This is a genomic window from Cupriavidus alkaliphilus (assembly GCF_900094595.1).
GTDB classification, from domain to species: Bacteria; Pseudomonadota; Gammaproteobacteria; order Burkholderiales; family Burkholderiaceae; genus Cupriavidus; species Cupriavidus alkaliphilus.
Window position 1 is genome coordinate 131,837 of the sequence record NZ_FMAD01000005.1, and the last position, 25,318, is coordinate 157,154.

23 protein-coding genes are annotated in these 25,318 nt (G+C 68.5%); 11 read left to right on the forward strand and 12 right to left on the reverse strand.

The window, feature by feature from the left end; genetic code table 11:
* Positions 1-17: 17 nt before the first annotated feature.
* From GA0116996_RS12530 to GA0116996_RS12555, 6 genes are all read right to left on the reverse strand, one after another.
* A complete protein-coding gene (locus tag GA0116996_RS12530; protein WP_018009071.1) occupies positions 18-782 on the reverse strand; it encodes an SDR family oxidoreductase in 765 nt (254 codons plus the stop codon).
* Positions 766-2,478, reverse strand: coding sequence for an FAD-binding protein (locus tag GA0116996_RS12535; protein WP_092311581.1), 1,713 nt, complete (start codon positions 2,476-2,478; stop codon positions 766-768). Before GA0116996_RS12535 ends, GA0116996_RS12530 begins: the two co-directional genes overlap by 17 nt.
* 18 nt (positions 2,479-2,496) lie before the next feature.
* Positions 2,497-3,033 carry a flavin reductase family protein gene (locus GA0116996_RS12540; protein ID WP_092311583.1) on the reverse strand — a complete coding sequence of 179 codons (537 nt, stop codon included), beginning with the start codon at positions 3,031-3,033 and terminating at the stop codon, positions 2,497-2,499.
* Positions 3,030-4,784 carry an FAD-dependent oxidoreductase gene (locus tag GA0116996_RS12545; protein WP_092311586.1) on the reverse strand — a complete coding sequence of 585 codons (1,755 nt, stop codon included), beginning with the start codon at positions 4,782-4,784 and terminating at the stop codon, positions 3,030-3,032. Before GA0116996_RS12545 ends, GA0116996_RS12540 begins: the two co-directional genes overlap by 4 nt.
* 24 nt (positions 4,785-4,808) lie before the next feature.
* Positions 4,809-6,002, reverse strand: a complete 1,194-nt coding sequence (locus GA0116996_RS12550) for a flavin-dependent monooxygenase (RefSeq protein WP_092311589.1) — start codon at positions 6,000-6,002, stop codon at positions 4,809-4,811.
* Positions 6,003-6,371: 369 nt separating this feature from the next.
* Positions 6,372-7,523, reverse strand: coding sequence for an LLM class flavin-dependent oxidoreductase (locus GA0116996_RS12555; RefSeq protein WP_092311592.1), 1,152 nt, complete (start codon positions 7,521-7,523; stop codon positions 6,372-6,374).
* 207 nt (positions 7,524-7,730) lie between these two features.
* Between GA0116996_RS12555 and GA0116996_RS12560 the strand changes: the two genes are divergently transcribed.
* Positions 7,731-8,075: a VOC family protein gene (locus tag GA0116996_RS12560; protein WP_092311595.1), complete on the forward strand. Its 345-nt coding sequence runs from the start codon at positions 7,731-7,733 to the stop codon at positions 8,073-8,075.
* 9 nt (positions 8,076-8,084) lie between these two features.
* Here GA0116996_RS12560 and GA0116996_RS12565 read toward each other — a convergent pair whose 3' ends face one another.
* Complete coding sequence (locus GA0116996_RS12565; RefSeq protein ID WP_092311598.1) at positions 8,085-9,269, reverse strand: helix-turn-helix transcriptional regulator; 1,185 nt, start codon at positions 9,267-9,269, stop codon at positions 8,085-8,087.
* A 419-nt stretch (positions 9,270-9,688) separates the two neighbouring features.
* Between GA0116996_RS12565 and GA0116996_RS12570 the strand changes: the two genes are divergently transcribed.
* From GA0116996_RS12570 to GA0116996_RS12580, 3 genes are all read left to right on the forward strand, one after another.
* The gene (locus GA0116996_RS12570; RefSeq protein ID WP_092311600.1) at positions 9,689-10,504 is read left to right on the forward strand and encodes an SDR family NAD(P)-dependent oxidoreductase; all 816 of its coding nucleotides are present in this window, start codon (positions 9,689-9,691) and stop codon (positions 10,502-10,504) included.
* Positions 10,505-10,578: 74 nt separating this feature from the next.
* Positions 10,579-11,553 (forward strand): alpha/beta hydrolase, encoded by a 975-nt coding sequence (locus GA0116996_RS12575; protein WP_092311602.1) that lies wholly within the window; start codon positions 10,579-10,581, stop codon positions 11,551-11,553.
* Positions 11,550-12,650: a 3,4-dihydroxy-2-butanone-4-phosphate synthase gene (locus tag GA0116996_RS12580; RefSeq protein ID WP_092311604.1), complete on the forward strand. Its 1,101-nt coding sequence runs from the start codon at positions 11,550-11,552 to the stop codon at positions 12,648-12,650. The genes GA0116996_RS12575 and GA0116996_RS12580 overlap by 4 nt, the downstream gene beginning before the upstream one ends.
* Here GA0116996_RS12580 and GA0116996_RS12585 read toward each other — a convergent pair.
* Genes GA0116996_RS12585 through GA0116996_RS12600 form a run of 4 tightly spaced genes read right to left on the reverse strand, consistent with a single transcriptional unit; the run spans position 12,604 to position 16,755 of the window.
* A complete protein-coding gene (locus GA0116996_RS12585; protein ID WP_092311607.1) occupies positions 12,604-13,620 on the reverse strand; it encodes an acetyltransferase in 1,017 nt (338 codons plus the stop codon). The two genes, GA0116996_RS12580 and GA0116996_RS12585, sit on opposite strands and share 47 nt — an antisense overlap.
* 19 nt (positions 13,621-13,639) lie before the next feature.
* The gene (locus GA0116996_RS12590) at positions 13,640-14,431 is read right to left on the reverse strand and encodes an SDR family oxidoreductase (protein ID WP_092311610.1); all 792 of its coding nucleotides are present in this window, start codon (positions 14,429-14,431) and stop codon (positions 13,640-13,642) included.
* A 27-nt stretch (positions 14,432-14,458) separates the two neighbouring features.
* Positions 14,459-15,637, reverse strand: coding sequence for a sulfotransferase family protein (locus tag GA0116996_RS12595; protein ID WP_092311612.1), 1,179 nt, complete (start codon positions 15,635-15,637; stop codon positions 14,459-14,461).
* Entirely contained in the window at positions 15,634-16,755 is a 1,122-nt protein-coding gene (locus GA0116996_RS12600; protein WP_092311615.1) for a DUF1214 domain-containing protein, read from the reverse strand. Before GA0116996_RS12600 ends, GA0116996_RS12595 begins: the two co-directional genes overlap by 4 nt.
* Before the next feature lie 156 nt (positions 16,756-16,911).
* Between GA0116996_RS12600 and cysD the strand changes: the two genes are divergently transcribed.
* The 3 genes from cysD (at position 16,912) to GA0116996_RS12615 (ending at position 21,091) form a co-directional block, all read left to right on the forward strand.
* Entirely contained in the window at positions 16,912-17,880 is a 969-nt protein-coding gene (gene cysD, locus GA0116996_RS12605; RefSeq protein WP_167355500.1) for a sulfate adenylyltransferase subunit CysD, read from the forward strand.
* Positions 17,880-19,802 carry a sulfate adenylyltransferase subunit CysN gene (cysN, locus tag GA0116996_RS12610; RefSeq protein ID WP_092311620.1) on the forward strand — a complete coding sequence of 641 codons (1,923 nt, stop codon included), beginning with the start codon at positions 17,880-17,882 and terminating at the stop codon, positions 19,800-19,802. Before cysD ends, cysN begins: the two co-directional genes overlap by 1 nt.
* A 149-nt stretch (positions 19,803-19,951) precedes the next feature.
* Positions 19,952-21,091 carry a helix-turn-helix transcriptional regulator gene (locus tag GA0116996_RS12615; protein WP_092311623.1) on the forward strand — a complete coding sequence of 380 codons (1,140 nt, stop codon included), beginning with the start codon at positions 19,952-19,954 and terminating at the stop codon, positions 21,089-21,091.
* Between the two features lie 75 nt (positions 21,092-21,166).
* On the opposite strand, the gene GA0116996_RS12620 is transcribed toward GA0116996_RS12615, so the two are convergent.
* On the reverse strand, positions 21,167-22,069 hold the full coding sequence (locus tag GA0116996_RS12620; protein WP_092311626.1) for a LysR family transcriptional regulator: 903 nt from the start codon (positions 22,067-22,069) through the stop codon (positions 21,167-21,169).
* A 130-nt stretch (positions 22,070-22,199) separates the two neighbouring features.
* Here GA0116996_RS12620 and GA0116996_RS12625 point away from each other — a divergent pair, with 130 nt between their 5' ends.
* The 4 genes from GA0116996_RS12625 (at position 22,200) to phbB (ending at position 25,210) form a co-directional block, all read left to right on the forward strand.
* On the forward strand, positions 22,200-23,024 hold the full coding sequence (locus tag GA0116996_RS12625; protein ID WP_092311629.1) for a substrate-binding domain-containing protein: 825 nt from the start codon (positions 22,200-22,202) through the stop codon (positions 23,022-23,024).
* Positions 23,025-23,368: 344 nt separating this feature from the next.
* The gene (locus GA0116996_RS12630; protein ID WP_092311632.1) at positions 23,369-23,614 is read left to right on the forward strand and encodes a hypothetical protein; all 246 of its coding nucleotides are present in this window, start codon (positions 23,369-23,371) and stop codon (positions 23,612-23,614) included.
* A 159-nt stretch (positions 23,615-23,773) separates the two neighbouring features.
* Positions 23,774-24,337, forward strand: a complete 564-nt coding sequence (locus tag GA0116996_RS12635) for a phasin family protein (protein WP_092311635.1) — start codon at positions 23,774-23,776, stop codon at positions 24,335-24,337.
* 129 nt (positions 24,338-24,466) lie between these two features.
* Positions 24,467-25,210, forward strand: a complete 744-nt coding sequence (phbB, locus tag GA0116996_RS12640; RefSeq protein WP_092311638.1) for an acetoacetyl-CoA reductase — start codon at positions 24,467-24,469, stop codon at positions 25,208-25,210.
* Positions 25,211-25,318 lie beyond the last annotated feature (108 nt).

The window sequence follows — 25,318 nt, forward strand, 5'->3', positions numbered from 1 at the left end:
CTCTGCGGTGGGCGCGCTCAGGCCACGCCCATGATGGTCTGGGCGTTGTCGATGCGCAGTTCCGCACCGTTGATGAAGCGCGACTCGTCCGACGCCAGGAACAGCACCAGGTTGGCCACATCGCGCGGATGGCACATACGCTGCATCGGCTCGGCGCCGCCGACTTCCTCGGGCAGCGCGGTGGCGCCGCCGGGCAGGAAGGCCGCGGTCATCGGCGTCAGGATGCCGTCCGGATGGATCGAATTGCAGCGGATGCGGTAGCCGCTCTGCTTGCAATGGCCCGCCACGGCGCGCGTCAGCGCGGCCACCGCGCCCTTGCTGGCGCTATAGGCGCAGAACGCGCCCATGCCGCCCAGCGCCGCCACCGACGACATATTGACGATGCTGCCGCCGCCCGCCTTCATCGCCGCCACGCCGTACTTGCAGCCCAGGAAGTAGCCGTCGGCGTTGATGCGCATCACGCGCTGCCACTGCTCGAGCGTGGCTTCCTCGACCGTCCCCAGCATCAGGATGGCGGCGTTGTTGACCAGCACGCTGGGTGCGCCGAAGCGCTGCTCGGTGCGCGCCATCACCTGTTGCCAGCCGGCTTCGCTGGCGATGTCGTGCGGCACGAACAGCGCGGTCTCGCCGATCTCGCGCGCCAGCGCATGGCCGGCTTCCTCGTTCACGTCGGTCAGCACCACGCGCGCGCCTTCGCGCGCCAGCAGCAAGGCGTCTTCCTTGCCGACGCCGCTGGCGGCTCCGGTGACGATCGCAATCTTTCCTTCAGTACGTCGGCTCATGGGTAGTCTCCTGGTGGATATGCGCCTGCCTTCCGTCGATGAGGTGGCCGGCAGGCTGTTGTGCAAGATGGCGGCCCGCGTTGCGCCCCGACCAGATGCAGTCGGCAAGCGACAGGCCGCTTACGTAGTGATTGGATGCGATGCCGACCGCCGTGCGGCCCACCGCATAGAGGCCGGGTATCGGCGCGCCGCCCGCTGCCGCCAGCACCCGGCCGCTGGATTCCTCCACCGCCAGCCCGCCCAGCGTGATCGCCGGACACGGGAAGACCCGGCTGCCGGCCGAGATGTCGATGGCCAGCCACGGGCCGGCCTCGAGCGACGCGCACATGGCCGCTGACTTGCCGGCCGGATCGGGCCTTTCGCCACGCGCCGCGGCGTTATAGGCGTCGAGGGTCGAGCGCAGCGCCTGCCCGGGCATGCCGAGCTTGCCGGCCAGCGCCTCGACGCTGGCGGCGCGGCGCGCACCGGCCAGCATCAGCAATGCCGCGGGCAAGGCCTGGAATGCCCACAGCCGGCCGCCCAGGCATTCGCGCAGGGCTTCGCGCGCCAACGCGCGGTTCAGCACCAGCCAGGCGCGCCCGCCGTGCCGTTCGCAGATGGCGTGGCCGAGGGTGGCGCCATAGGTTTCCTCGTTGCCGATGCGTGTGCCGTGCGCATCGACCACGCAGCCGCGCGCCCACGCGAACGGCGGATTGATAAAGCGCCACGCCGACACGCGCCCCAGGTGCCGGGTGGCGCCGCCGGCCGACTCGCCGAGGCGGATGCCGCTGCCGTCGCAACCGGTCGCGCCCAGGCGCCAGGCCTGCTGGTACTTGCCGGCATGGCGCGCCACCATGGCACGGTTGAAGATAAAGCCGCCGGTGGCCAGCATCACCGCGCCGGTGCGCACCGCGACCGGCTGCGCGTGGCGCAGCTCCAGCTGCAGCACCTGCGCGCGCAGCCGGTCGGCCAGCGCCGGCATGGTGTTGTGCAGGCGCTCGGCCAGGCGCGCCAGGCGCGCATGCAGCTTCTGGTGACGGCCCGGCGGCAGCTGCCACAGTTCGACGCCGACGACCGCGCCGTCGCGGTCCACGATCAGCCGCCGCGCCGCGCACTGGCGCATCACCGTGATCTGCCGGTTGTCTTCCACGGCGCGGCGCAGCACGCCATACAGGGTGCGGCCGGACATGCCGGGGCCCTTGACGCGGTGCCCGCGCGGTGCGGGCGCGGCATGCTGCGCGTAGGCGGGCACCGCTTCATTGCCGGAGTAGTACAGGTAGTAGGGCTGCGCCGGATACGAGGTCTTGCGCGGCGGCACGGTGGCGGCAAAGCGCACGCCCAGCGCTTCCAGCCAGCCGAGCATCGCGCGGCTGTTCTCGCAGAAGTCCTGCAGCGTGGCGTCGCTGACCACCCCTCCGGTTTCCTGGCGCAGGTAGCCAGCCATGGCCTGCGGGGTATCGTCAAAGCCCGCGGCGCGCTGGTAGGGCGTGCCGCCGCCGGCATAGACCACGCCGCCGCTTCTGGTGCTGGCGCCACCGCCTTCGAAGCGTTCCGCCACGATCACGCGCGCGCCGCCATGCGCGGCTTCCAGCGCGGCGCAAGCGCCGGCGGCGCCGAAGCCGACCACCACGGCATCGCAGGCGGCCTGCCAGGAATGCGCGTCGGGGTCATCGAGCCGCAACGGGGCGTGGACGGGGGTGACGGCGTCTTGAGCCATGCTGGTGCTCGCTCCGGGTCAGGCCGAACACAGCGCGCCCAGCGGCGCGGAGGTGGTATAGGCGCCGTCGACGTAGACCAGCGGCGAGACCTCGCCCGCCAGCCTGACCTCGCGCAGCCGGCCGATAAAGACCGCATGGGTGCCGTAGTCGAAGCGGCCGTCCTGCTGGCAGAACAGGTTGGCCTGGGCATCGCGCAGGGACGGCACGCCCAGCAGGTCGTCTTCCCACTCGCCGCTGGTGAAGCGCGCTTCGCCCTTGAGGCGGCCGCTGCAGTCGACCGCGATATCGCGGTGGTCCGCGGCGAGCAGGTTGATGCAGAAGTCCGCGCCGGCATCGAGCGGCGGGTAGATCGAAGAATTGCGGTTGATGCAGATCAGCAGCGAAGGCGGATCGGCCGACAGCGAATCGACCGCGGTGACCGACATCGAATAGCGGCGCTCGCCGTGGCGGCAGCTGATCACGGCGACGGAGCGGGCCATGCGGCGCATCGCCTTCAGCATGTCATCGCGCAGCGCGCCAACGGCTTCGGCGCTAGGTTCGGGTCTGGCGCTCATAGAGCCTCCTGTACAGGTTGAGCGGGGTGCATGGCGGCGGGTTGCCGCGCATGCTGCGAAATCACGTCCGCGGCGATCATGCCGAAGGTCATCGCCGGGCCCAGCGTGGAGCCGGCGCCGGGATAGCTGGTGCCCATCACCGCGGCGCTGGTATTGCCGATGGCGAACAGGCCGGCGATGGCGCTGCCGTCATCGCGCAGCACGCGCGCGCTGGCGTCGGTCACCAGTCCGCCCTTGGTGCCGATATCGCCGGCGTCGAGCCGCACCGCGTAGAACGGGGCCTTGCCGATCGGCGCCAGGCAGGGGTTGGGCCGTACCGCCGGGTCGCTGTAATAGGTGTCGAACAGGTTGTCGCCCTTGCCGAACTCCGCGTCCACGCCGGTGGCGGCGTAGTCGTTCATGCGCGCGACGCTGGCGGCCAAGCCATCGGCATCCACGCCGATCTTCTGCGCCAGCTGCGCGAGCGTGTCGGCGCGCACCAGGATGCCCGACAGGCTGGCGGGGATGCTGCGGTCCGGCATCACCGAGCCGGGCAGGATCGGCCCGCATGGGTACTTGTGGCGGAAGGTGGCGTCGAACACCATCCAGGCCGGCACGCTGCATCCGGTCTGTTCGTGGTCGCGGTACATCGCCGGCACGAACTCGGAATACGGCGCGGCCTCGTTGACGAAGCGCCGGCCCTGCCCGTTCACCACCAGGCAGCCCGGCATGGCGCGCTCGATAAACAGCGCGCGCTGTTTTTCCTCGCCCTGCACCTGCACCGTGGGCGCGCCCCAGACGTGGGACATCAGCGCCACATCGGCGCCGGCCGCCTGCGCGGCACGGATGGCATCGCCGGTATTGTTGGGCGGTGTCGCGCTCCAGGCGGCACGGGTGGGCTGCGGCAGGTATTGTTCGCGCATGGCCTGGTTGCGCTCGAAGCCGCCCGCGGCAAGGATCACGCCGCGCAGCGCGCGGATCTCCACCACGCGTCCCTCCTGCACGGCGCGCACGCCGCGCACAGCTCCGTCCTCGACGATCAGGTCCTGCAAGGCGGTATCGAGCCACAGCGGGATCGCGCGATCCATCATCGCGCGCCGCAGGCCGCCCACCAGGCTGTTGCCGAGCGTGAGGCGGCGGTCCCGCCGGGTCTTGCGGCGCCAGCCCAGGTCGAGCCAGTATCGGGCGAACTGGCGCACCGCCAGCCCGAGCCAGCCTGGCGAGCGGCACAGCAGCGCGTGCGCCTCGCCGGAGGTGACGGCCACGCGGCCGCCCACCAGCGTGCCCGGTGAGGGCGGACGCAGCCGGTCGAACTCCTCGCGCAGCTGCGCGCCGTCGAACGGCATCGGGTCGAGCGCGCGGTAGCCCGGCATCGCCCCCGGCAGCTTCTGGAAGTAGTCGGCGTAGCGCGGCAGCGTGTAGTAGTGCACCCCGGCCTGCTGCTCCAGGTACTGCAGCATGCGCGGCGCCTGTTCGAGATAGGCGCGGATGCGCTCCGGGTCGCCGTGCTCGCCGGTGCAGGCGAGGATGTATTCCAGCGCGCTGGCGTAGTCGTCGTGCCCGCCCGCCGGCGCGATATGGTGGTTCAGCGGAATCCAGATGCCGCCGCCGGACACCGCCGAGGTGCCGCCATACTGGCTGCTCTTCTCCAGCACCACCACCGACAGGCCGCGATCGGCGGCGCGGCAGGCGGCCAGCATGCCGCCGGCGCCGGAGCCAACCACCACCACGTCAAACTCGCTGGGCTGCATGCGCGCTCTGCTCTGGCTCATGTTGGTTCCTCGTGCCGGCGCGGCTCAGATGAAGAAGTCCGTATTGGCGCGGCCCATCATCACGCCGCCCAGGTTCTGGCCGAAGCGGTCCAGGTTGTTGGCATAGTGGGCGCGCGCCGCATGCAGGTCCAGGAAGCGGCGCACCATCGGGTTGCTGCGGTAGATGCCGTTGCCGCCGGCATAGCGCAGCAGGCCGTTGGCCAGCTCCGCGCAGCGCTGCGCCACCTGCGCCGACTGGAAGCGGAAATGCAGCCGGCGCGGCGTGTCGATCTGGCCGCCGTCGCGCGCCACCGCCAGCAGCTCGTCGAAGTTGCGCTCCAGGATGGCCCGCATCTCGTCGATGGCCACCTGCGCGCTGGCGCACGCCATCTGCGCGCCGCCGTCTTCGGCGGTCTTGCCGCCGCCATTGCTGCTGACGCGGCCGTCGGCGTAGGCGACGAAGTCATCCAGCGTGCCTTCGAGCGCGCCGATGCAGGCGGTGCAGACCGCGCGCACGAAGATCTGCGCGAACGGCAGCCGGTACAGCGGCACGTCATTGACGGCCAGCCCCGGGCTGGTGCCCATGGCGCCATCGACGGCGCGATGGGTGCGGTAGTCGGGCACGAATACGTCGTCGACCACGATGTCGTGGCTGCCGGTCGCGCGCAGGCCCAGCACGTCCCAGTTGCGCACGATCTTGTAGTCCGAGCGCGGCAGCAGGAAGGTGCGGTAGTCATAGGCACCGCCGGGCTCGGCCGGCGGCACCAGCCCGCCCAGGAAGATCCAGTCGCACAGCTCGCTGCCGCTGGAGAACTTCCAGTGGCCGGAGAAGCGGTAGCCGCCTTCCACCGGCGTGACCTTGCCGACCGGCATGTAGGTCGAGGCGATCAGCGTGGCGGGATCGTTGCCCCACACTTCCTGTTGCGCGCGTTCGTCGAACAGCGCCAGCTGCCAGTTGTGCACGCCGACCACGCCGTAGACCCAGGCGGTGGACATGCAGCCGCGGGCCAGCGCCATCTGGATGCGGAAGAAGGTCTGCGGGTCCAGCTCATAGCCGCCGTGGCGGCGCGGCTGCAGCACCTTGAAGAAGCCCGCGGCCTGCATCTCGGCAATGGTCTCGGCGGGAATGCGCCCGTCGGCCTCGGCCTGCGCGGCGCGCTGGGCCAGGGCCGGGATCATCTGCTCGGCGCGCGCGATCAGGCGCGCGGCCAGTTCCTTGGGATGGTTGTCGTGATGCACCGCGGTCTCCTTGTTGGCCTGGTTTTGTGGCTGGCATCGATGTTTGCACCGGCGCGGCGGCGTGCCATCGTCTGTTGGGACTAGCTGTTATCGCGAACGCGCGCGCGGCTTCGTGGATACGCCGGCCCTCACCCCCGCCCCTCTCCCGCAGGCGGGAGAGGGGAGCAAACCCGCAGCGGATGATTGCTTCGAGCCTTCCAACTTCCGCCTGCATACTCCCTCTCCCGCTTGCGGGAGAGGGTTGGGGTGAGGGCCGGAGCATCAACGAAGTGCAGGCCGTCGCTATTGCAAACGCCCGCCCTCACCCCCGCCCCTCTCCCGCAAGCGGGAGAGGGGAGCAAACCACCAGCAAACCAGCGCCATCTCGACTCAGGCCAGCGCCCGCAGCTTCCTGCCCTGCTTGCGGAAATGCGGAATCACGTGCTCGCCGATATTGCGGATGGTCTCCAGCTGCGCCCACTGCGGCACCGTGCCCATCTGGCAGATGAACAGGATTTCATCGGCGCCGGCATCGATCAGCCGCTGCACGTAGCCGATGCAGTCCTCCACCGTGCCGTAGGCGTGGTTCGGGTTCAGCATCATCATCGACGGATCGCTGAAGTCCACCGACACCTTCTCCGACGCGAACTTCGTGTTGATCACCGCCTTGCCCTGTGCATCGGTTGCCGTGACATGCTCGTCGTCCCAGGCCGACGGATCGGGACGCTCGCCGCCGGCATACCAGTACGACAGCGACTCCATGAAATAGCGCTGCCCCTTGATGCCGATCTTGCGCGCGGCCAGGCCGTCTTCCAGCACGATGGTCGGGCACAGCGCCGCCAGGTGCTGGTGCGGGCGGAAGCCCACCTGGTCTTCCGGCTTGCGCGTTTCCCAGGCGGCGCGGTAGATCTCGTTCTTCTTGGCCACATCCTCCGGTCCGCCGAAGCCGAGCACCAGCGCGCCCATGCCGCGCGCGCCCGCGCGCTGCAGCGTGTCGGCATTGGTGCAGGCCAGGTACATCAGCGGGTGCGGGTCCTGGCGCGGCTTGGGATGGATCGGGCGGCGCGGGATCTTGATGAACTCGCCGTCGTGCTCGATCTCGTCCTGCGTCATGATCTTCGGGATCAGGTACATCGATTCGTCGATCATCGGGTGCAGGCTGTTCAGGTCGTAGCCGAAGGTGCCGGCCTCCTGCTGGGTGCCGCCCTTGCCGACGCCGAAGTGCACGCGGCCGCCGGACAGGATGTCGAGCGTGGCGATGCGCTCGGCCACCTTCACCGGATGGTTCATCGCCGGCGGCAAGCACACCACGCCGTGGCCGATGCCGATGCGCTGGGTACGCCCGGCGACGAAGGCCAGGAAGGTTTCCGGCGCGCTCATGTGCGCGTAGTTGGTCAGCGCGGTGTGCTCGACCGCCCAGACCACGTCGAAGCCCATGTCCTCGGCCAGCACCACCTGTTCCATGATTTCATCGAACACCTTGTGGTCGCCGGCGCGCGAGGCATCGACGGTCTGGGCTTCATAGATCAACGAAAAACGCATTGCAGTCCCCTCTCGCTTGGTCGGTACAAGACCGCATCCGGGGCACTGCGAGGCGCTGCGCCTTGGGCCGGAAGCGGCCTGCGTGATCGCAGTGTGGTCGGCGCAAGACGTCGCAACATCGTCTGATTGGATTATGAGCCGCGCCGGGCGCGTCCCTATCATGGGCACCGGGCAATCCGCCCGCGCCTATCGAAAGGAACTGACACCATGCAAGCCAGGCTGCTGCTCTACCCCGTTGCGGACATCGACGCCGCGCTGCCGTTCTTCACCGAAGCACTGGGACTGCCGGTCAAGTTCCGCGACGCCAACCGCTATTGCGCGCTCGACGCGGGCGCGCTCACGCTGGCGCTGGTGGCCGGCGAGGAACGGCTGGTGGACCAGCCGGCGCTGGCCTTCAAGGTGGACGAGGGAGTCGAGATTGCCGCGGCGATGGCGCGGCTGGTGGCAGCTGGCGCCAGCGTGGCGCAGCCCGCGGCGCAGGGACCGCACGAGACGCGCGCGGTATTGCGCACGCCGGAGGGCTTTGCGCTGGTGCTCAGCGCAAAGCCCTGACGCCTTGCCTTAGCCCAGCGAGATCACGCTGCTCAGCAGCATGCGCACCAGCGTGGCCTGGCGGGTCACGCCGGTCTTGGAGAAGATCGCGCGCAGGTGCGCGCGTGCCGTGTTCTTGCTGATGCCGAGTTCGTCCGCGGCTTCATCGAGCGTGAGGCCGTTGGCCAGCTGCAGCGCGAGCTGGGTCTCGGCGGGGGTGAAGTCGAACAGCTGGCGCACCACCTCGTGCGAGGCCTGCGAGCGGCGCTCGGGGTCGCGGATGAAGACCACGCAGGCGGGGCGCTTGCGGTTGTCCTCGGACCACTCGCTCAGCGGGATGGTGCGGATCAGCACGCCCAGCCTGGCGCTGCCGGACGGGCGCGTGATCGACATCGCTTCCATCAGCGCCGGCGCGGTGCCGAGGTGGCCCATCATGGCCTGGCGCAGCAGGCGCTGGAACTTGCGGTTCTCCTGGCCGTACTCGACATCCAGGCCGCCCTTGGCGACACGGATACCATCCTTGGCGCCGAGGATCTCGTCGGCGGCGGCATTGGTCTTGATGATGGTGCCCGACTCGTCCAGGATCACCATGCCCACCAGCATGCGGTCGATGGCGCTGGCGTAGACGGTGCGTTCCGACTCGACCACATCCAGGCGCGAGTGCAAATCCACCGCGCGCTTCAGGTGCGGCAGCAGCGAGGTGCACAGCGCCTTGTCCGCGGCGGAGAAGTCGGGGCCGTCATGGTCGCGGCACACGCGGAAGCGGCATTCCACGCCGTCGTCGGTGCGCAGGTCGGCGCCCAGGATGTAGCGGATGCCGACATCCTTGAGGAACTGCAGGTACAGCTCGCTCTTGCACCATATGCCGGGGCCGAGATGCTCGTCGATGGTGACCACCCGGTCCGACGGCAGCCCGATGAACGGATCCAGCGCGTAGTAGTAGTTGTTGTAGGAGGTCTCGCCCGGCAGCGTCGAGCCATGCTCGGAGGCGTTGATCATCAGCCCGGGACGATCGGTGGCCGGCGAGCGCAGGATCAGCGTGGCGTAATTGGCATTGAGCTGGCGCCGGATCTGCTCCAGCGCCTTGCCCCATGGCACCTGCTCCATCGGGCCCTGGTAGATATTGCCCAGCAATGCGCTGAACTCCGACAGCGACACCGTCGCCTGCGCGAACAGGTGTGCGGCCGCCTGGCTCTGGCTAACCTCCATCAGCATTTTCCTCTGTCTCCATTGTGGCGTGCTCAGCGCTCCGGGCGAGCCGGGCCGCTGGCTTGTGCGGGCTCTGTGGCCCTTTTTTGTGCCCCGATTATAGGGACGGCTAAGAGGTCGCGGCTTGCCCCCCGCCTTCATGGTTTGCCCTAGGCAGCCTGGCCGCACAGGTGGGTCGCACATGTGGGTCGCACATGCCGGCCGGACTAGTCCCGCGGGACAGGCCCATCGTCACGCGGCGGCGGCGCAAACACATACTCCAAACAGACTAAGGACAGACCCATGCCCGCCCGCCAAGGGCAAACCCCTATGCAACCGGTAGCGCATGCGCGTCCTACCCAAACAGACGATGCCCGCGCGCCGCGCCGCCGCTACAAGGAGCCATGCGCGGCGATCGGCGCCGCCGTTTTCAGGAGACTTCCACCATGGCGGCAAACCCGCGGCAGCAGGCCGCAGTCATCACCGGGGCAGCCGGCGGCATCGGGCTGGGGCTGGCCCACGCGCTGGCCGCGCAAGGCTACGCGCTGGCGCTGGCCGATATCGATGCCGATGCGCTCGAAGCCGCACGCGCGGCGCTGGCACGCGACGGCGCCACCGTCGTCGCCGTGCCTACCGACGTAGGCGACGCGCGGCAGATCGCGCACCTTTGCGACGAGAGCTTCCGCCAACTGGGCCGTGTCGACCTGCTGTTCAACAACGCCGGCGTGCTTGCCACCGGCCGCTGCTGGGAATTGCCGCCCGAAGTGTTCGACAAGGTCATGCGCGTCAACCTGTGGAGCGTGCTGCATGCGCTGCGCTGCTTCGTGCCGCGCATGGTGGCGCAGGGCTCGGGGCATATCGTCAACGTGGCGTCGATGGCGGGGCTGGCCGTGGGGCCCTGGCTGGCGCCTTACACCCTGTCCAAGCAGGGCGTGGTGGCGCTGAGCGAAGGGCTGGCGCTGGAGCTGCAGGCGGCGGGCCTGCCGATCAAGGTGTCGGTGGTCTGCCCCGGCCCGGTTGCCACCGGCATCGCGGCGGACCTGGACGGCGCCGCGCCGCAGGAGGTGCACCAGATGAACGGCGCACTGCGCACGGGCATCGCCGCCGGCCTTGCGCCGGACCAGGCCGCGCGCGTGATCCTGGACGGCGTCTCGGCCGGCCGGTTCTGGATCCTGCCGCACGAACAGGCCGCGCACGCGGCGCTGGCGCGCGCGCAGGGCATTGCCGCGGGCAGCGCGCCGTCGTTTGCGATGCAGCTTTGATTGCCCGCCTGATTTTCGCCTGAATTTTTCGCCTGAATTTTTTGCCTGATACCCCCCGCCATCCAGGAGACACCATGCCGCTCGATCCCCAGGCCCGTGCCATGCTTGATGCCATGGCAGCCATGCCCAGCCCCGACTTCTCCACGCTGCGCGCCGCCGACTACCGCGCCGCGCTGGCGGCCATGCCCGGCTTCGCGCCCGGCGATGCCGTCGCCGCGCAGCAAGACCTCACCCTGGACGGCCCGGCCGGCCCGCTGCAGGCGCGCTTGTACCGGCCCGATGCGCCCAGCGAGGGCCAGGGCAACGTGGCGCTGCCGCTCGTGATCTTTTTCCACGGCGGCGGCTTCGTGTTGTGCGGCCTCGATTCGCACGACAACATCTGCCGCAGCCTGGCGCGCCGCAGCGGCGCGCTGGTGCTGTCGGTCGACTACCGCCTCGCGCCCGAGGCGCGCTTCCCGGCCGCCGCCGACGACGCCGTCGCCGCGGTGCGTTGGGCCGCCGCGCATGCGGCACAACTGGGCGCCGACCCGTCGCGGCTGGCGGTGGCGGGCGACAGCGCCGGCGGCAACCTGGCCGCCGTGGTGTGCCAGCAGCTGCGCGGCAGCGGCATCGCGCTGCGGCACCAGCTGCTGCTCTATCCCTGGGTGGACTGCAGCGATGCCGCCGCGGGCAGCGCCAGCTACCGGGAATGCGCGCAGGGCTATTTCCTCAGCGTCGCCGAACTGGCGTGGTATCGCGCCCAGTACCTGGCCACGCCCGCCGACGCCGGCGATGTCCGCGCCAGCCCGCTGCACCAGCGCGACCTGCGCGGCCTGCCGCCGGCCACCATCATCACCGCCGAATTCGATCCGCTGCGCGACCAGGGCGAGGCCTACGGCGAAGCGCTGCAGCGCGCCGGCGGCAACGCGGCCGTGCGCCGCTGGCCCGGCCAGATCCATGGCTTCGCCAGCATGCAAGGGGTGATGGATGCCGCGAGCCATGTGCTGGACGCGGCCGCGGCGGCGCTGCGCCAGGCGTTCGGCGCAAGCAGCCGGCAGGAGGCAGCATGAGCGCGGCCAACCTGCTGGCGCCGATGCCCGAGGTGCTGGCAGCGCTCGCCGCGGGCGAGCGCGTGGTGGTGCTCGAAGATGAGAGCGCGGAAGCCACCGGCTGCGTACTGGTGGCCGCCGAGCGCGCCACCGAGGCCGACGTCAACTTCATGGCCGCCGAGGCGCGCGGCCTGGTGTGCATGGCCATCACCGAGGCGCGCCGCGCGCTGCTGCAGCTGCCGCCGATGGCCGCCAGCCAGCGCCAGCGCGAGCGCTACACCGTGTCGATCGAGGCCGCCAGCGGCGTCAGCACCGGCATCTCCGCCGCCGACCGCGCGCTGACGCTGCGCGTCGCGGCGGCGCCGCGCGCCCGGCCGCATGACCTGGTCCAGCCAGGCCATGTCTTCCCGGTGGTGGCGCAGCCGGACGGGGTGCTGCGCCGCGCCGGCTTTGCCGAAGCATGTTCCGACCTGCCCCGGCTGGCGGGACGCGTCGCGGCCGGGGCCTATGCGCTGGTGCTCGACGACGACGGCGAGCTGATGCGCGGACCGGCCCTGCTCGACTTCGCCAGACGCCACGGGCTGCCGGCCGTCTCGGTCAGCGCACTGATCCACCACCGCCTGCTGACCGAGGGCGCGCTGCGCCGCACCCGATCGACCGAACTGGCGACGCCGTTCGGGCGCTTTACCGTGCACGCCTACCATGACGCGCCGGTGGACGCGCTGCACCTGGCGCTGGTACTGGGCCAGCCCGACCCGCACACGCCCGTGCTGACGCGCGTGCAGGCGGTGGAGATGCAGCGCGACGTGCTGGCCTTCGGCACGCCCGCGCAGCCGGCGTGGAACCTGGAGCGCTCGCTGGAGAGAATCGGTGCCGAGGGTTGCGGCGTGCTGGTGCTGCTGGACGAGCGCGAATCGCCGCAGCAACGGCTGGAGCGGCTGGCCGCTGCGGCCGCCGCCGCGCCCGCGCCGGCTTTCGCGCAGCGCGCGCTCGGGGTCGGGGCGCAGATCCTGCGCGACGTGGGCGCGCACAAGCTGCGCCTGCTGAGCCATCCGGTGCCCTACCGCGCCGTCACCGGCTTCGACCTGGAGGTGACGGAGTTTGTCCCGCCGGGCTGAGCGGCGCGCCGAAGCAGTCGGCAAAGCTGCGCGTAAAGCGCTCCACGTCGGCGTCGGGCAGGTGGTTGATGCCGCCGGCCAGGCGCCGGCCGCCGCCGGTCTCGAAGGCGCGGCAGAAATCGGCCGCGCCGGTAGCACTGTGCGCCGGCACCCGCACGCTGACCGCAAAGCCGCCGCCAGACCTGGGCGATAGCAGGCCGATCGCATCGCCGGGACGCCCGCGCACCAGCTCGTTGGCGAGCACGCCGATCGCGCGCCGTGCCCACGGTGCGTCGGGCAGCACCAGCAGCGCGGCGCCGGGCACTTCATGCAGGGGCGAAAGGCGGCGCGCCCGGGCCATGTCGTCGTCGTAGCCGTCGCACAGCAGCGTGTAGGTGGCGCACTGCGCGGCGAAGTCCAGCGGGTCGGCGAACGGCAGCATGTGCTGCGCCAGCGCGGCGGGGTCGCAATGCAGGTCGGCCACGCACTCGCCGTACGCGTTGTAGTTCAGGCAGGTGCCGAGCCGTTCCAGCACCGCGGTCTGGCCTGCATCCAGCCCGAGCTGCGCCGCCATCGCGCGCGCCACGTCGCCGAGGTTGTCGCCAAAGGCTGCGGTGACCGCCCAGCGCCGGTGGCGTCCGTCCAGGTGGCGGTCGACCAGGATGCTGGTGCAGACCTGCGCCGCCTCGTCGATATGCGCGCGCAGGCCGGCATGCGCCGGCACGTCGCCGGCGTGGTGGTGGTCGAAGTAGTGCACCTCCACGCCGGCGTCGAGCAGCCGCAGCAGCCCGTCGCGGTTCTGCTCGAGCGAGATGTCGAGCGCCGTCACGATATCGCCGGCGCGAGCGTCGATGCGCTCGAGCAGCCGGATATCGCGCTTGACGCCGGTAAACAGCGTGGCGTCGCCCGGGTGCAAGCGATGGGCCAGGCGCAGCTGCTGCAGGGCGCACAGGCCGTCGGCGTCGCCGTTAAAGGCAAAGTAGCGTGTCATGGCATGCGGTGCTATGGGCTCAGGGCATGAAATCGCCACCGTTGGCGTCCAGCGACGCGCCGGTGATGGCCCTGGCGTAGTCTGACACGAGAAACAGCGCTGCGCGCGCGCAATCATCGTCGGTCGGCATGCGGCCCAGCGCGATCTGCGCCGTTACCGGCGCGATCACCGCGTCTTCGCTCACGCCCTGCTCGGCGGCGGCGTGGCGCACATAGCCCTGCACCGGCGCGCCCCACATCCAGCCCATGAAGATGCTGTTGGCGCGGATGCCATGCGGCCCCAGTTCGCGCGCCAGGTACTTGACCGCCACCGCCAGCGCGCCCTTGGACGCGGCGTAGCCGGATTCGCCCGGCATCGGCTTGCGCGTGGCCTGGGTGTTGATCATCACGATGGCGCCGCCGCCCTGCGGCTTCATCAGCGCCGCCACCTCCTGCGTCAGCGTCATGGTGCCGAAGACATTGGTGTCGAACACCTGGCGCCACACGTCCAGGTCGGCCGCTTCCACCGGCTCGGGGAAATTGCCGTGCTGGAAAGCGCTGTTGACCAGCGCGTCGATGCGGCCGAAGCGGCGCAGGGTCTCGCTGGCAAGGTGGCGCGACTGGGCGCGGTCGGTGATGTCGGTCACCACCTTCAGCACTTCGCAATCGGCGCCCAGGGCATCGATGCGGGCCTGCGCCTCGTCCAGCTTCGCCTCGGTGCGCGCGGCGATGGCCACGGCGCGGGCGCCCTCGCGAGCGGCCTCAACGGCCAGCTTGATGCCCAGACCCGGGCCGATGCCGGATACGATGACGATCTTGTCTTTCAGCAGCATGGGGGTGGTCTCCTCGTTGTGTTCGTATCAGTCGCGGCCCAGTACGTGCCGCTCGCGGTAACCGGCAAAGTCGCGCTCCAGCTGCGCCTGGCTCAGCCCGAACCGTTCCGGCGTGTAGGCGTGCGCCGCGCGCTGGTTGCGCGGGTTGCTTTCCATCCAGGCCCACATGCCGGCGCGCGCGGCCTCGGTCAGCGGCATGCCGGCGAAGCGGTAGACCGCCTGCGCCACGCCGAAGGGATCGCGCACCGTGTCCTCGAAGCGCACGTCGAGGAAGCGCCCGGCGGGCATGGCGTCGCGCACGGCCATGGCGTGCTCGGTGCCGCGCCGCATCTGTTCGCTCCACTGGCGGCCCACCGCAAGCGGATCCGGGTCATCGGCGTACAGCTTCCACAGCGTATGCGCCATGCTCGCCATCGACGGGATGGTCTGGACCGGATCGCGGTGGGTCAGCACCACCTGCGCCCCTGGGAACACCCGGAACAGCACCTCCAGCGCATGCAGGTGCTGCGGAGTCTTCAGCACCCAGCGTTGTGCCGGCACCGTCGAGGTCTCACCGCGCTGGCGCTTTTGCCACTGCAGGAACTGCAGCATGGTCTTCAGGCAGGCATAGACCTCGGTGTGGTCCTGCTGCGCCAGCCAGCCGGTGTAGGCGGGCACATTGGCGTAGGAATCCATCGCGCACAGGAACGAATGCTCCATCAGCATGAATTCCTCGTCGGCGGCCATCGCGTCGAGCGGGTGGATGGCAAGGATGTCAGGGATGAGCTGGATCATCTGCGCCACTTCCTCGCGCGCCGCGGCGATGCGCCGGCCGGGGTCGCGCACGTCCTCGCCCGGCAGCGGGGCCGGATAGCGGGTCTCCCACCACGCCGCCGAGCTGAAGCGCGCGTCGGTGGCCAGCATGCGCTGCAGCAGCGTCGTGCCGGTGCGCGGCAGGCCGACGATGACCAGCGGGTCTTCCACGCGCTCCTGCAGGATCTCCGGATGGCGCCGGCAGTAGTCCTGGATCACCAGCCGGTTCGCCAGCTGGGCCTGCAGCTTGCCTTCCAGCATGTGCGCGCCTTGCGGCGACAGGTTGGCCTCGCGTGCCAGCGAGTCCGACAGCACCCGCAGCGCCTCGCGATAGTTGCCCGGGCCGAAGTCAGCCAGCCCCCCGGCCCGCTCGCTCGCCTGCGCCAGCAGGCGTTCCACGTTGATGGCATTCATGCGTTGTTCTCCGCGAGGGTTGCACTGAGCGATGCAAGCTTGACCACGCGCGTGCGCGGATGCGACGGCTGCGCCGCGCCGACCCAGCGCCAGCACATGGTGCCGTTGTGATGGCCCGCGGTTTCCAGCCAGTTAGGCAGGCCCGGGTCGCGCGCGCTGAGGATCACGGTGACGCCGCCGTCGGCGTTGAGCCGGGCACCGTGCTTGTTGAGGCAGATGTCGTGGTAGCGGTAGTCGAGCGATTCCATCCAGTAGTTGTTGATCTGGAAGTTCCAGAACTCGCACTCCGGCACCCGGTCGACCTCGACCACCAGCGCCTCGTCGTCCGCGAGCCGCCAGCAGGAGTGGTAGTAGTAGATGTTGGGATCGCCGCCGGCCGCCTGGCAAACCGCCTGGTCCGCCGGCGGCAGGGCGTTGACGTGGCCGCCGTAACCCTGGGCCCAGTCGGCAAAGATGCGCGCGGTGCCCTCGACAAAACCAGCGGCGCGCAGCAGGCCGGCGTGCAGGCGCTCCGCGCTCAGCGCCGGCGGCTTGCCGTCGGCGTCGATGCGCTCGATCTGCAGTTCGGCGGGCGTCTCCGCCTTGCGGTCGAGGAAGGTCTGGCGCACCACCAGGGCATTGGTGGCCGGCTCCATGCGCACCCAGTTGCCCGGTTGCGGCTGGGCGCTGAGCGTGATCTCGAAACTGCCGTCCGGCTCCACGGCAAGCTTGTTGCTGTCGATAAAGCCGGTCTGGACCATGCGCCCGTCGGCTTCGTAGCCGCCCTTCTGCGTGCCGAAGCTCAGGTACGCCACCGTGCCGCGCCGTCCGCGGATGCGGTACGCCGCGCTGCCGTCCAGCCGCGCGTAGCGGTACAGGTTGTCCGGATTGTCGGCACCGATCTTGGCGGTCTCGTGCGACGGCGAGAACAAGCCGGGGAACGCCGGATCGGCAAATTCCACGTGCATTTCCAGCGCAATGCGCAGCAAGCGGCTCAGGTAGCGGAAGCCCTCGGCGCGCGTGAGCGCGTCAGTCGGCGCTTCCGGGCGCAGGATCTGCTGCCCGCTGCGCTTGAGCACGTCACAAAACTCGGCCCAGGTCTGGCCGCTCAGCAATTGGTCTTCGGCGGATATCGCCATCTGCCTGCTCCCGTGGTTCGTCGGCGCAGCAACGATACCCAGCGCAGGGCGGCCCCTTCCTCGTCCGGGTGGACTAGGAAATGCGCGCCGCGGCCCGCGATTTCTTAGTCCGCCCGGACGAAGTGGCGCGGGCCCCCGGCTCGCTACCTTTGGCCCATGCCGGACGACCGCGACAACCCTGCGCGGCACCGGCAAACCCAGAGGACCAAGCGTAAAAAGGAGACCCCGATGTTGACCCACCTGGAGCAACTGGAGGCCGAGAGCATCCACATCATGCGGGAGGTGGTGGCGGAATGCGAGAACCCCGTCATGCTCTATTCGATCGGCAAGGACAGCGCGGTGATGCTGCACCTGGCGATGAAGGCCTTCCATCCCGCGCGGCCGCCGTTCCCGCTGCTGCATGTCGATACCACCTGGAAGTTCCGCGAGATGATCGCGTTCCGCGACCAGACCGCAGCCCGGCTGGGCCTGGACCTGCGCGTGCACGTCAACCCCGAGGGGCTGGCGCGCAATATCAGCCCGCACGAGCATGGCTCGGCCGTCCACACCGACGTGTGGAAGACGCAAGGCCTGAAGCAGGCACTGGACCACTACGGCTTTGACGCGGCCTTCGGCGGCGCACGCCGCGATGAAGAGAAATCCCGCGCCAAGGAGCGCGTGTTCTCGGTACGCACCGCGCAGCACCGCTGGGACCCCAAGATGCAGCGCCCCGAACTCTGGCGCCAGTACAACACGCGCAAGCGCAAGGGCGAGAGCCTGCGCGTGTTCCCGTTGTCGAACTGGACCGAGCTCGATATCTGGCAATACATCTACCTGAACGAGATCCCGATCGTGCCGCTGTACTTCGCCAGGGAACGGCCGGTGGTGGAGCGCGACGGCACCTTGATCATGGTCGACGACGAGCGCCTGCCGCTGCGTCCGGGCGAAACCCCGCAACTGCGCAAGGTGCGATTCCGCACGCTGGGCTGCTACCCGCTCACCGGCGCGATCGAGAGCGACGCCGACACGCTCGGCGGCATCATCCAGGAAATGCTGCGGGCGACCACGTCGGAGCGCCAGGGACGGCTGATCGACAGCGATTCGGCCGGTTCGATGGAAAAGAAGAAGCAGGAGGGATACTTCTGATGCAAACCCTGATCGACAACGCGCCGGCGACGGCGCAACCCGCCGGCGCGCAGAACGAGATCGCCCGGTATCTTCGTGCCCAGCAAAGCAAGAGCCTGCTGCGCTTTATCACCTGCGGCAGCGTCGACGACGGCAAGAGCACGCTGATCGGCCGGCTGCTGTATGAATCGAAGATGCTGTTCGAAGACCAGCTGGCGCAGCTCGAGGCCGACTCGAAGAAGATGGGCACGCAGGGCGAGAACCTTGACTTCGCCCTGCTGGTGGACGGCCTGGCCGCCGAGCGCGAACAGGGCATCACCATCGACGTGGCCTACCGCTTCTTCGCCACCGACAAGCGCAAGTTCATCGTCGCCGACACGCCGGGCCATGAGCAGTACACCCGCAACATGGTCACCGGCGCCTCCACCGCCGACCTGGCCATCCTGCTGGTCGATGCGCGCCGCGGCGTGCAGACGCAGACGCGGCGCCACAGCTACCTGGTGGCCACGCTGGGTATCCGGCGCGTGGTGCTGGCCGTCAACAAGCTCGACATGGTGGACTACTCGCGCGAGGTCCATACGCGCATCGAGAAGGAATACCGCGAGTTCGCGCGGCAGATCGGCCTGACCGATATCGTCTGCATCCCGATGTCCGCGCTGTGCGGCGACAATATCACCGAACCCAGCGCCAATACGCCGTGGTACCAGGGCCCGACGCTGATGGACCATCTGGAGAGCGTGCCGATCGACCACGTGCCCGCGCAGGACGAGGCGTTCCGGCTGCCGGTGCAATGGGTCAACCGCCCCAACCTGGATTTCCGCGGCTTTGCCGGCACGGTCAGCGCCGGCGTGGTCCGGCGTGGCGACCGCGTGCGCGCGCTGCCCTCCGGCCGCGAAAGCCGCGTGACCGCCATCGTCGGCGCGGCCGGCGAATGCGAGCAGGCCATGCGCGGCCAGGCGGTGACGCTGACCCTGGCCGACGAGATCGACATCAGCCGCGGCGACGTGCTGGCCTGCGCCGAAGACCCGCCCGCGGTGGCCGACCAGTTCGAAGCGACGCTGGTATGGATGAACGAGGACGCCATGCTGCCCGGGCGCCCCTACCTGCTCAAGCTCGGCACGCGCACCGTGGGCGTGACCGTGGCGCAGCCAAAGTACAAGGTCAACGTCAATACGCTGGAGCACCTGGCCGCGCGCACGCTGGAGCTGAACGAGATCGGCGTGTGCAACCTGCACCTGGACCAGGCGGTGGCCTTCGACCCGTACGCGCGCAACCGCGAGCTGGGCGGATTTATCCTGATCGACCGCCTGACCAACAACACGGTCGGGGCCGGCATGCTGCACTTTGCGCTGCGCCGGGCGCAGAACGTGCACTGGCAGGCCATCGACGTCGACCGCCGCGCCCATGCCGCGCTCAAGCACCAGTCACCGCGCATCGTCTGGTTCACCGGCCTGTCCGGCGCGGGCAAGTCCACCATCGCCAACCTGGTGGAAAAGCGCCTGCACGCGCTCGGCCACCACACCTACCTGCTCGACGGCGACAACGTGCGCCACGGCCTGAACAAGGATTTGGGTTTCTCCGAAGCGGACCGCATCGAGAATATCCGGCGCGTGGCCGAAGTCGCCAGGCTGATGCTGGATGCGGGGCTGATCGTGCTGGTGTCGTTCATCTCGCCCTTCCGCTCCGAACGCGAGATGGCACGCGCACTGGCCGGCGACGGCGAGTTCATCGAAGTCTTCATCGACACGCCGCTGGCCGTGGCCGAGCAGCGCGACCCCAAGGGCCTGTACCGCAAGGCGCGTCGTGGCGAACTGAAGAATTTCACCGGCATCGACTCGCCCTACGAGCCGCCCGAGCATCCGGAAATCCGCATCGACACCACCGGCGACACCGCCGAGCAGGCGGCAGAGCGGATCGTGGCGTGGCTGCGGGATAGGCCTTAGGCCGAATGGACGATGAGGCGGCGGCGGGGGTAGGTACGATGGGCAAAACCGGCATTCTGCCGGGCCTGCCCCAGGCCAACGTGCATCAACGACCGACGGCGTACTCCCTCTCCCGCATGCGGGAGAGGGGAGCAAACCGTCGCACCACCATGCTCCCAGCTTCCCTCCCTGCCGCCGAGCTTAGCGCCCTGCTCGCCCAGCTCTACCAGGGCCCCACCGAAACCGTCCCCTGGGCCGGCTTCCTCGAAAGCCTCCGCCAGCGACTGGCCGCCACGTTCGTCACGCTGGTGCTGCGCCACCCCGCCACCGACCGCCCGGGCCTGATCGTCAACGCTTCCGACTACGGCCCCCACCTGCCCGGCGAGCCTTCCTACAGCGAGCAATACTATGCGCTGTGCCCCTTCCTGGACCTGCACCCCGACCGCCTCTTCAGCGCCGACGAACTGTTCGGCGAACCCGGCTGGCTGGCGCATCCGTTCTACGTGCAATACCTGCAGCCGCTCGGCTTGCGCTACATCCTGGCAGCGAACCTGATCACGCCGGATGGCGTCGAATGCGCGCTGTTCATCAGCCGCACCGCGGCCGGACAAGACTTCACCAGCCCCGACAAGGCGCTGCTGCTCGACTTGCTGCCCCACCTGAAACGCGCCGTCGACCTGCATGCCGCGCTCGACGTGCTGGCCTCCGAACGGTCGCTCTACGCCGATGCGGTCGACCGCATGCAAGTGGGCACGGTCATACTGGACGAGCACGGCCGCTGCATCCGCAGCAACGACGTCGCCGGCCGCCTGCTGCGTGCCCACGACGGCCTCTACCTGGCGGACGGCGCGCTGCACGCGCACTGCCCGATGGAAAACCGCAGGTTCCGCAAGATTCTGGAGAGCGCCGCACAGGCCCATGCGCTGGCCGCGCCCCGCAGCGAAGTCACCACGCTCAGCCGGCCCGCCGCGCCCACGCCGCTGAGCGTGCTGGTCCGGCCCATCCCGCTCAGCTACCGCAGCGAGGACAAGGCCCGCCGCCCCGCGGTGGCGGTCTTTATCCGCGATCCCGCCGGTTCGCCGCGCAACACCCACGCCAGCCTGCGCAAGCTGTTCCACCTGACCCCCACCGAGATCGAACTGGCCCTGCTGATGGTCGACGGACTGACCCTGGATGAGGCCGCGGCGCGGCTGGGCGTGAAGAAGAACACGGCGCGGGCGCATTTGCGGGGGATTTTTGCGAAGACGGGGGCGACGCGGCAGGCGGTGTTGGTGAAGATGTTGCTGTCCAGTGTGGTGGGAATGGGGTAATGCAGGTGCGGGGCCCTGAGCGCGCGTCCACGGCGCAGCGTTTCCGTCAGCGTGATTCCCGCCTGCCCTGCGGGATCACGTCGCCGGCACGGCGCCTGCTGTCAGGGTGTCATACAACGCCCGCGCGGCAGGCTGCAATGGCCGGTCATGGCGCCGTATCAGGCCAAGGACCCGGTCTACGGAAGGATCCACCAGCGTCACGCCGCAAAGCCGGGGATGATCGTGCGGCAGCGCCATGCCGGGCAGCACTGCCATGCCCAGGCCGGCCTCGACCAGCGCCAGCACCCCGACCACGTGGTTGGCTTCGTAGTGGATGGTCGGGCGTCGCCTGAGGTGGGCGATGGCATTCTCGATCAAGGCACGGTTGCCGCTTTGCTTTGAGACGCCCACCATCCGCTGCCCCGCAAGTTCATCCCAGGCGATGGCATCCCGCCCCGACCAGGGATGGTCGCGCGGCATCACCAGCCGGTAGGGCTCGGCGCGGATGGCGCGAAATTCGATGTTCGGCTCCTGGGCACCCATGAAATTGAGCCCGAAATCGGACTCCCCGGACATCACGCTGGCCAGCACGTCGTTGGCGTTTTCGTCAATCACACGCACGCGCACCCCGGGGTGCCGGGAGCCGAACTCATGAATGGCGTCGGGCAGGAAATGCAGCACCGACGACGGTATCGCGGCCACGGTCACAAGGCCGCGCTGGAGCGTGACCTCGTCACCGAGCCGCAGCACCGCGCTGTCGAGGATGGCCAGCGCTCCACGCGCCTCCTCCAGGAACTGCCGGCCAATGTTTGTCACCTGCACGCGTCGCGTGGTCCGTTCAAGCAGGCGGGAGCCAAGCGTCCTTTCCAGTTTGTCGATGCGCCGGCTCAGGGCGGGCTGGGAAATGTGCAAGGCCTCCGCGGCCATGCGGAAGCTGCCTTGTTCCGCGGTGGCGACAAAGGCCTGCAGATCTTCCAGCCCGAAATTAATGCGCGGCATGCATCAGCTCTTGAATAAGTTGCAATTCACAGATTAATACGCTGCCCATATGCTGGCAATGCCTCGACGAGGCACCATGACGTGCAGTGAAGCGCATAAATCCAGAGCCAGCTTTGACCAGGGAGACGATATGAAGTCCGCAACCTCTACCGCCCGGCACACCGTTCTGATCTTGTTGCTAGGGTTGGGTGGTCCAGCCTGGGCGGATGACATCCGTGTCATTACCTCGGGCGGATTCACGGCGGCCTACCAGAAACTCGTCCCGCTTTACGAGGCCGCCACGCAGGATCGCGTCATCACCGCCTACGGCGCATCGATGGGCAATGCGCCGGACTCCATCCCGAGCCGGCTGGCGCGCGGCGAGACCTTCGACGTGGTCATCCTGGCGGATGCCGGACTCGAGAAACTGACCGCCGAAGGCAAGGTTCTGGCCGGCAGCCGCGTCGACCTCGCGCGTTCGCTGATCGGCATGTCGGTGCGCAAGGGGGCGCCCCGGCCGGATATCAGCAACACCGATGCCTTCAGGCAGACGCTGCTCAACGCCCGGTCGATCGCCTACTCCGCCAGCGCCAGTGGAACCTATTTGTCCAACGAGCTGTTTCCCCGGCTCGGTGTCGCGGACCAGATCAAGGACAAGGCCCACAAGATCTACAGTGAGCGCGTCGGCGCCGTGGTGGCGCGCGGCGATGCGGAAATCGGCTTCCAGCAGGTCAGCGAACTGCTGCCATTCCAGGAACTGGATTACGTCGGCCCCTTGCCTGACGAGCTGCAGCAGAAAGTCTTCTTCTCGGCCGGGACGATTGCAGGCCGGCAAACAACTGCCACCTCGCGTTTCGTTGGTTTCCTGGCCTCGCCTGCCGCGGCTGCAATCGTAAGCAGCACCGGACTGGAACCGGTGGCGACGCCACTGCCGCCACCGGCACCGCCGAAGCTGGGGCAACCGGCGAAACCCTGATGCCGGGCTTTGATTACGACTTTGCAATGATCACGCTGCCGTTGACACCGCGCTGGCAAATCAAAGACCGACCGGTCGGGCTAACAAACCATGGGGGATAGCGCTCTGCCAATTCGCTCGGGCACCGCATCAGAGCCGATGGGACCCATGCAGAAAATACTCCAGACCGTCGACAAGGACATTGAAGCCGCGGTGATGGGCACCTAAGATGGAGTTTCTGGCGCGAGCGGCAAGCCTGCCGTCGCCAGGATGTGGTCTGCGATGACTGGACCCTCCGATCCAGGCGGACCTGCGGTGTAGTGTAGTCCCGTAGCAAGAATAGACCTATAGCTTGGGAGACAACTGTGCTGAGTCATCATGAAATCGCCACGCTGGTCCTCGTGAACGACCACTCGGACACCATCGAGCTGGACGACGCAGACATGCAGGCACTGCTCGAGAAGCAGTTCATCACGCTCGAGCGCCTCGGGCCAACCGTTGCGCAGCCGCGCGTCACGATTCAAGGCTACGCCTTTCTCAAAGCGGTCGGTCGTGTTCGCGCAAGCGACGGCAAGGCACGCCAGCAATCCGCCTGCAGGACCTTGCTTTAACCCCTTCGGTACCTGTCGACTTCCCCGGCCTGCTTTGGCGGCAAGCGGCAGCCGGCATTGCCAATGTGGGCATGGCAATCGTCGTGCCTTGACCCTCCGCTCCGCGCAGCACTGGTCTTGCAATCGTTGCGAGGGGCGGAACTTATCTGGAGACGCAAAATGACAAAGTGGTCGCCTGAGCAAATCAGCAAGCTTCAGATTACCGGCATCGACGCCTGGGCGGGGCTGGCCAGCAAGTCGCTGGAATGCATCGCCAGGTTGGTGGACCTGAATCTCCAGACCATGAAAACAACCCTGGAAGACGGACAGGAGTGCGCCAGGAAGGCGTTGTCGACCAAAGACCCGCAAGAACTCGTTGAACTGCAAGCGGAATTGTTCCAACCCACGGCCGAAGCGATGTTGGCGTATCGACGCCGTGTGCAGGACATCGTTGCCGATGCGCAGGCCAACGTCGAAAAGGTGCTGGAGGTGCAGTACGCCGCCGGCAAGCGCGAGGTACAGGGATTCATGGAAACCGCGCTGAGCAACGCCCCGACCACCTCGATGACGCCTTTTGTCGCCTGGCAGGAGGCGCTTAACGCCACGACCGCGCTCTTCGACTCCATGCAGGCAACGGCAAAGCAGGCGATGCAGATGGCCGGGAGCAGCCTGGATTCCGCCGCCGAAGCCACGTCCAAGGGCGTACGGCGCCGCCCTGCACCCGCCCCGCACACGGCGGAGTAATACCGCCAGCCGCGTTTGTCGGCGCCGGCGCCAGGCCGCTTGCCTTACCGATGCGGGACAACGCCCGGAACCGTGGCGTAGCCGACCCGGCGCCTGTCCCGCATATTCCAGACACAGGGGATCGCAGACATGACAAAAAAAATCGCCATCGTGACAGGTGGCATGGGCGGGCTTGGCGAAGCGATCAGCATCCGACTACAGGACGCAGGTTGCACCGTTGCGGTCACGCATTCGCATGGCAACAGCGGCGTCGACGCCTGGCTGGCGAGAATGGAAGAAGGCGGGAGAAAATTCCATGCCTATCCCGTAGACGTTGCCGATTACGCCTCGTGCCAGCTGTGTGTTGCAGCCATTCACGAGGAGCTGGGCGCCACCGACATTCTGGTCAACAACGCCGGTATCACACGCGATGCCAGTTTCAGGAAGCTGGACAAGGTCGACTGGGACGCGGTCATGCGCACCAACCTCGACTCGGTATTCAACATGACCAAGCCGGTGTGTGAAGGCATGGTCAAGCGCGGCTGGGGCCGCATCATCAATATCTCGTCGATCATTGGTTCCAAGGGCGGCTTCGGACAGAGCAATTACGCAGCGGCCAAGGCCGGCATGCATGGATTCACCAAATCGCTGGCGCTCGAAGTGGCCAGGAGCGGCGTGACGGTCAACACCGTGTCGCCGGGCTTTATCGCCACCAAGATGGTAACGGCGATCCCGCAAGAGATCCTCGACACCAAGATCATTCCGCATATCCCCGTCGGCCGCCTGGGACAGCCGGACGAAGTGGCGGCGCTGGTCGCCTATCTTTGCTCGCATGAAGCCGGTTTCTTGACCGGCGCGAACATTGCGATCAACGGCGGACAGCATTTGCAGTGAAGCCTCGCTGCTCCGGCCGGCGCGATGTTGACGCAGCAATGCGAGGGCATCGCGTGGCGGGTCGCAGCGTGGGCGCATGAGCAAGGCGGGAAGCTCCGTGCCGGGGCG

Excerpts from the sequence above, each read along its gene's own strand:
- GA0116996_RS12530 (WP_018009071.1), bottom strand. The coding sequence starts at position 782 with ATGAGCCGACGTACTGAAGGAAAGATTGCGATCGTCACCGGAGCCGCC.
- GA0116996_RS12535 (WP_092311581.1), bottom strand. The coding sequence starts at position 2,478 with ATGGCTCAAGACGCCGTCACCCCCGTCCACGCCCCGTTGCGGCTCGAT.
- GA0116996_RS12540 (WP_092311583.1), bottom strand. The coding sequence starts at position 3,033 with ATGAGCGCCAGACCCGAACCTAGCGCCGAAGCCGTTGGCGCGCTGCGC.
- GA0116996_RS12545 (WP_092311586.1), bottom strand. The coding sequence starts at position 4,784 with ATGAGCCAGAGCAGAGCGCGCATGCAGCCCAGCGAGTTTGACGTGGTG.
- GA0116996_RS12555 (WP_092311592.1), bottom strand. The coding sequence starts at position 7,523 with ATGCGTTTTTCGTTGATCTATGAAGCCCAGACCGTCGATGCCTCGCGC.
- GA0116996_RS12560 (WP_092311595.1), top strand. The coding sequence starts at position 7,731 with ATGCAAGCCAGGCTGCTGCTCTACCCCGTTGCGGACATCGACGCCGCG.
- GA0116996_RS12565 (WP_092311598.1), bottom strand. The coding sequence starts at position 9,269 with ATGCTGATGGAGGTTAGCCAGAGCCAGGCGGCCGCACACCTGTTCGCG.
- GA0116996_RS12570 (WP_092311600.1), top strand. The coding sequence starts at position 9,689 with ATGGCGGCAAACCCGCGGCAGCAGGCCGCAGTCATCACCGGGGCAGCC.
- GA0116996_RS12575 (WP_092311602.1), top strand. The coding sequence starts at position 10,579 with ATGCCGCTCGATCCCCAGGCCCGTGCCATGCTTGATGCCATGGCAGCC.
- GA0116996_RS12580 (WP_092311604.1), top strand. The coding sequence starts at position 11,550 with ATGAGCGCGGCCAACCTGCTGGCGCCGATGCCCGAGGTGCTGGCAGCG.
- GA0116996_RS12585 (WP_092311607.1), bottom strand. The coding sequence starts at position 13,620 with ATGACACGCTACTTTGCCTTTAACGGCGACGCCGACGGCCTGTGCGCC.
- GA0116996_RS12590 (WP_092311610.1), bottom strand. The coding sequence starts at position 14,431 with ATGCTGCTGAAAGACAAGATCGTCATCGTATCCGGCATCGGCCCGGGT.
- GA0116996_RS12595 (WP_092311612.1), bottom strand. The coding sequence starts at position 15,637 with ATGAATGCCATCAACGTGGAACGCCTGCTGGCGCAGGCGAGCGAGCGG.
- GA0116996_RS12600 (WP_092311615.1), bottom strand. The coding sequence starts at position 16,755 with ATGGCGATATCCGCCGAAGACCAATTGCTGAGCGGCCAGACCTGGGCC.
- cysD (WP_167355500.1), top strand. The coding sequence starts at position 16,912 with ATGCCGGACGACCGCGACAACCCTGCGCGGCACCGGCAAACCCAGAGG.
- cysN (WP_092311620.1), top strand. The coding sequence starts at position 17,880 with ATGCAAACCCTGATCGACAACGCGCCGGCGACGGCGCAACCCGCCGGC.
- GA0116996_RS12615 (WP_092311623.1), top strand. The coding sequence starts at position 19,952 with ATGCTCCCAGCTTCCCTCCCTGCCGCCGAGCTTAGCGCCCTGCTCGCC.
- GA0116996_RS12620 (WP_092311626.1), bottom strand. The coding sequence starts at position 22,069 with ATGCCGCGCATTAATTTCGGGCTGGAAGATCTGCAGGCCTTTGTCGCC.
- GA0116996_RS12625 (WP_092311629.1), top strand. The coding sequence starts at position 22,200 with ATGAAGTCCGCAACCTCTACCGCCCGGCACACCGTTCTGATCTTGTTG.
- GA0116996_RS12635 (WP_092311635.1), top strand. The coding sequence starts at position 23,774 with ATGACAAAGTGGTCGCCTGAGCAAATCAGCAAGCTTCAGATTACCGGC.
- phbB (WP_092311638.1), top strand. The coding sequence starts at position 24,467 with ATGACAAAAAAAATCGCCATCGTGACAGGTGGCATGGGCGGGCTTGGC.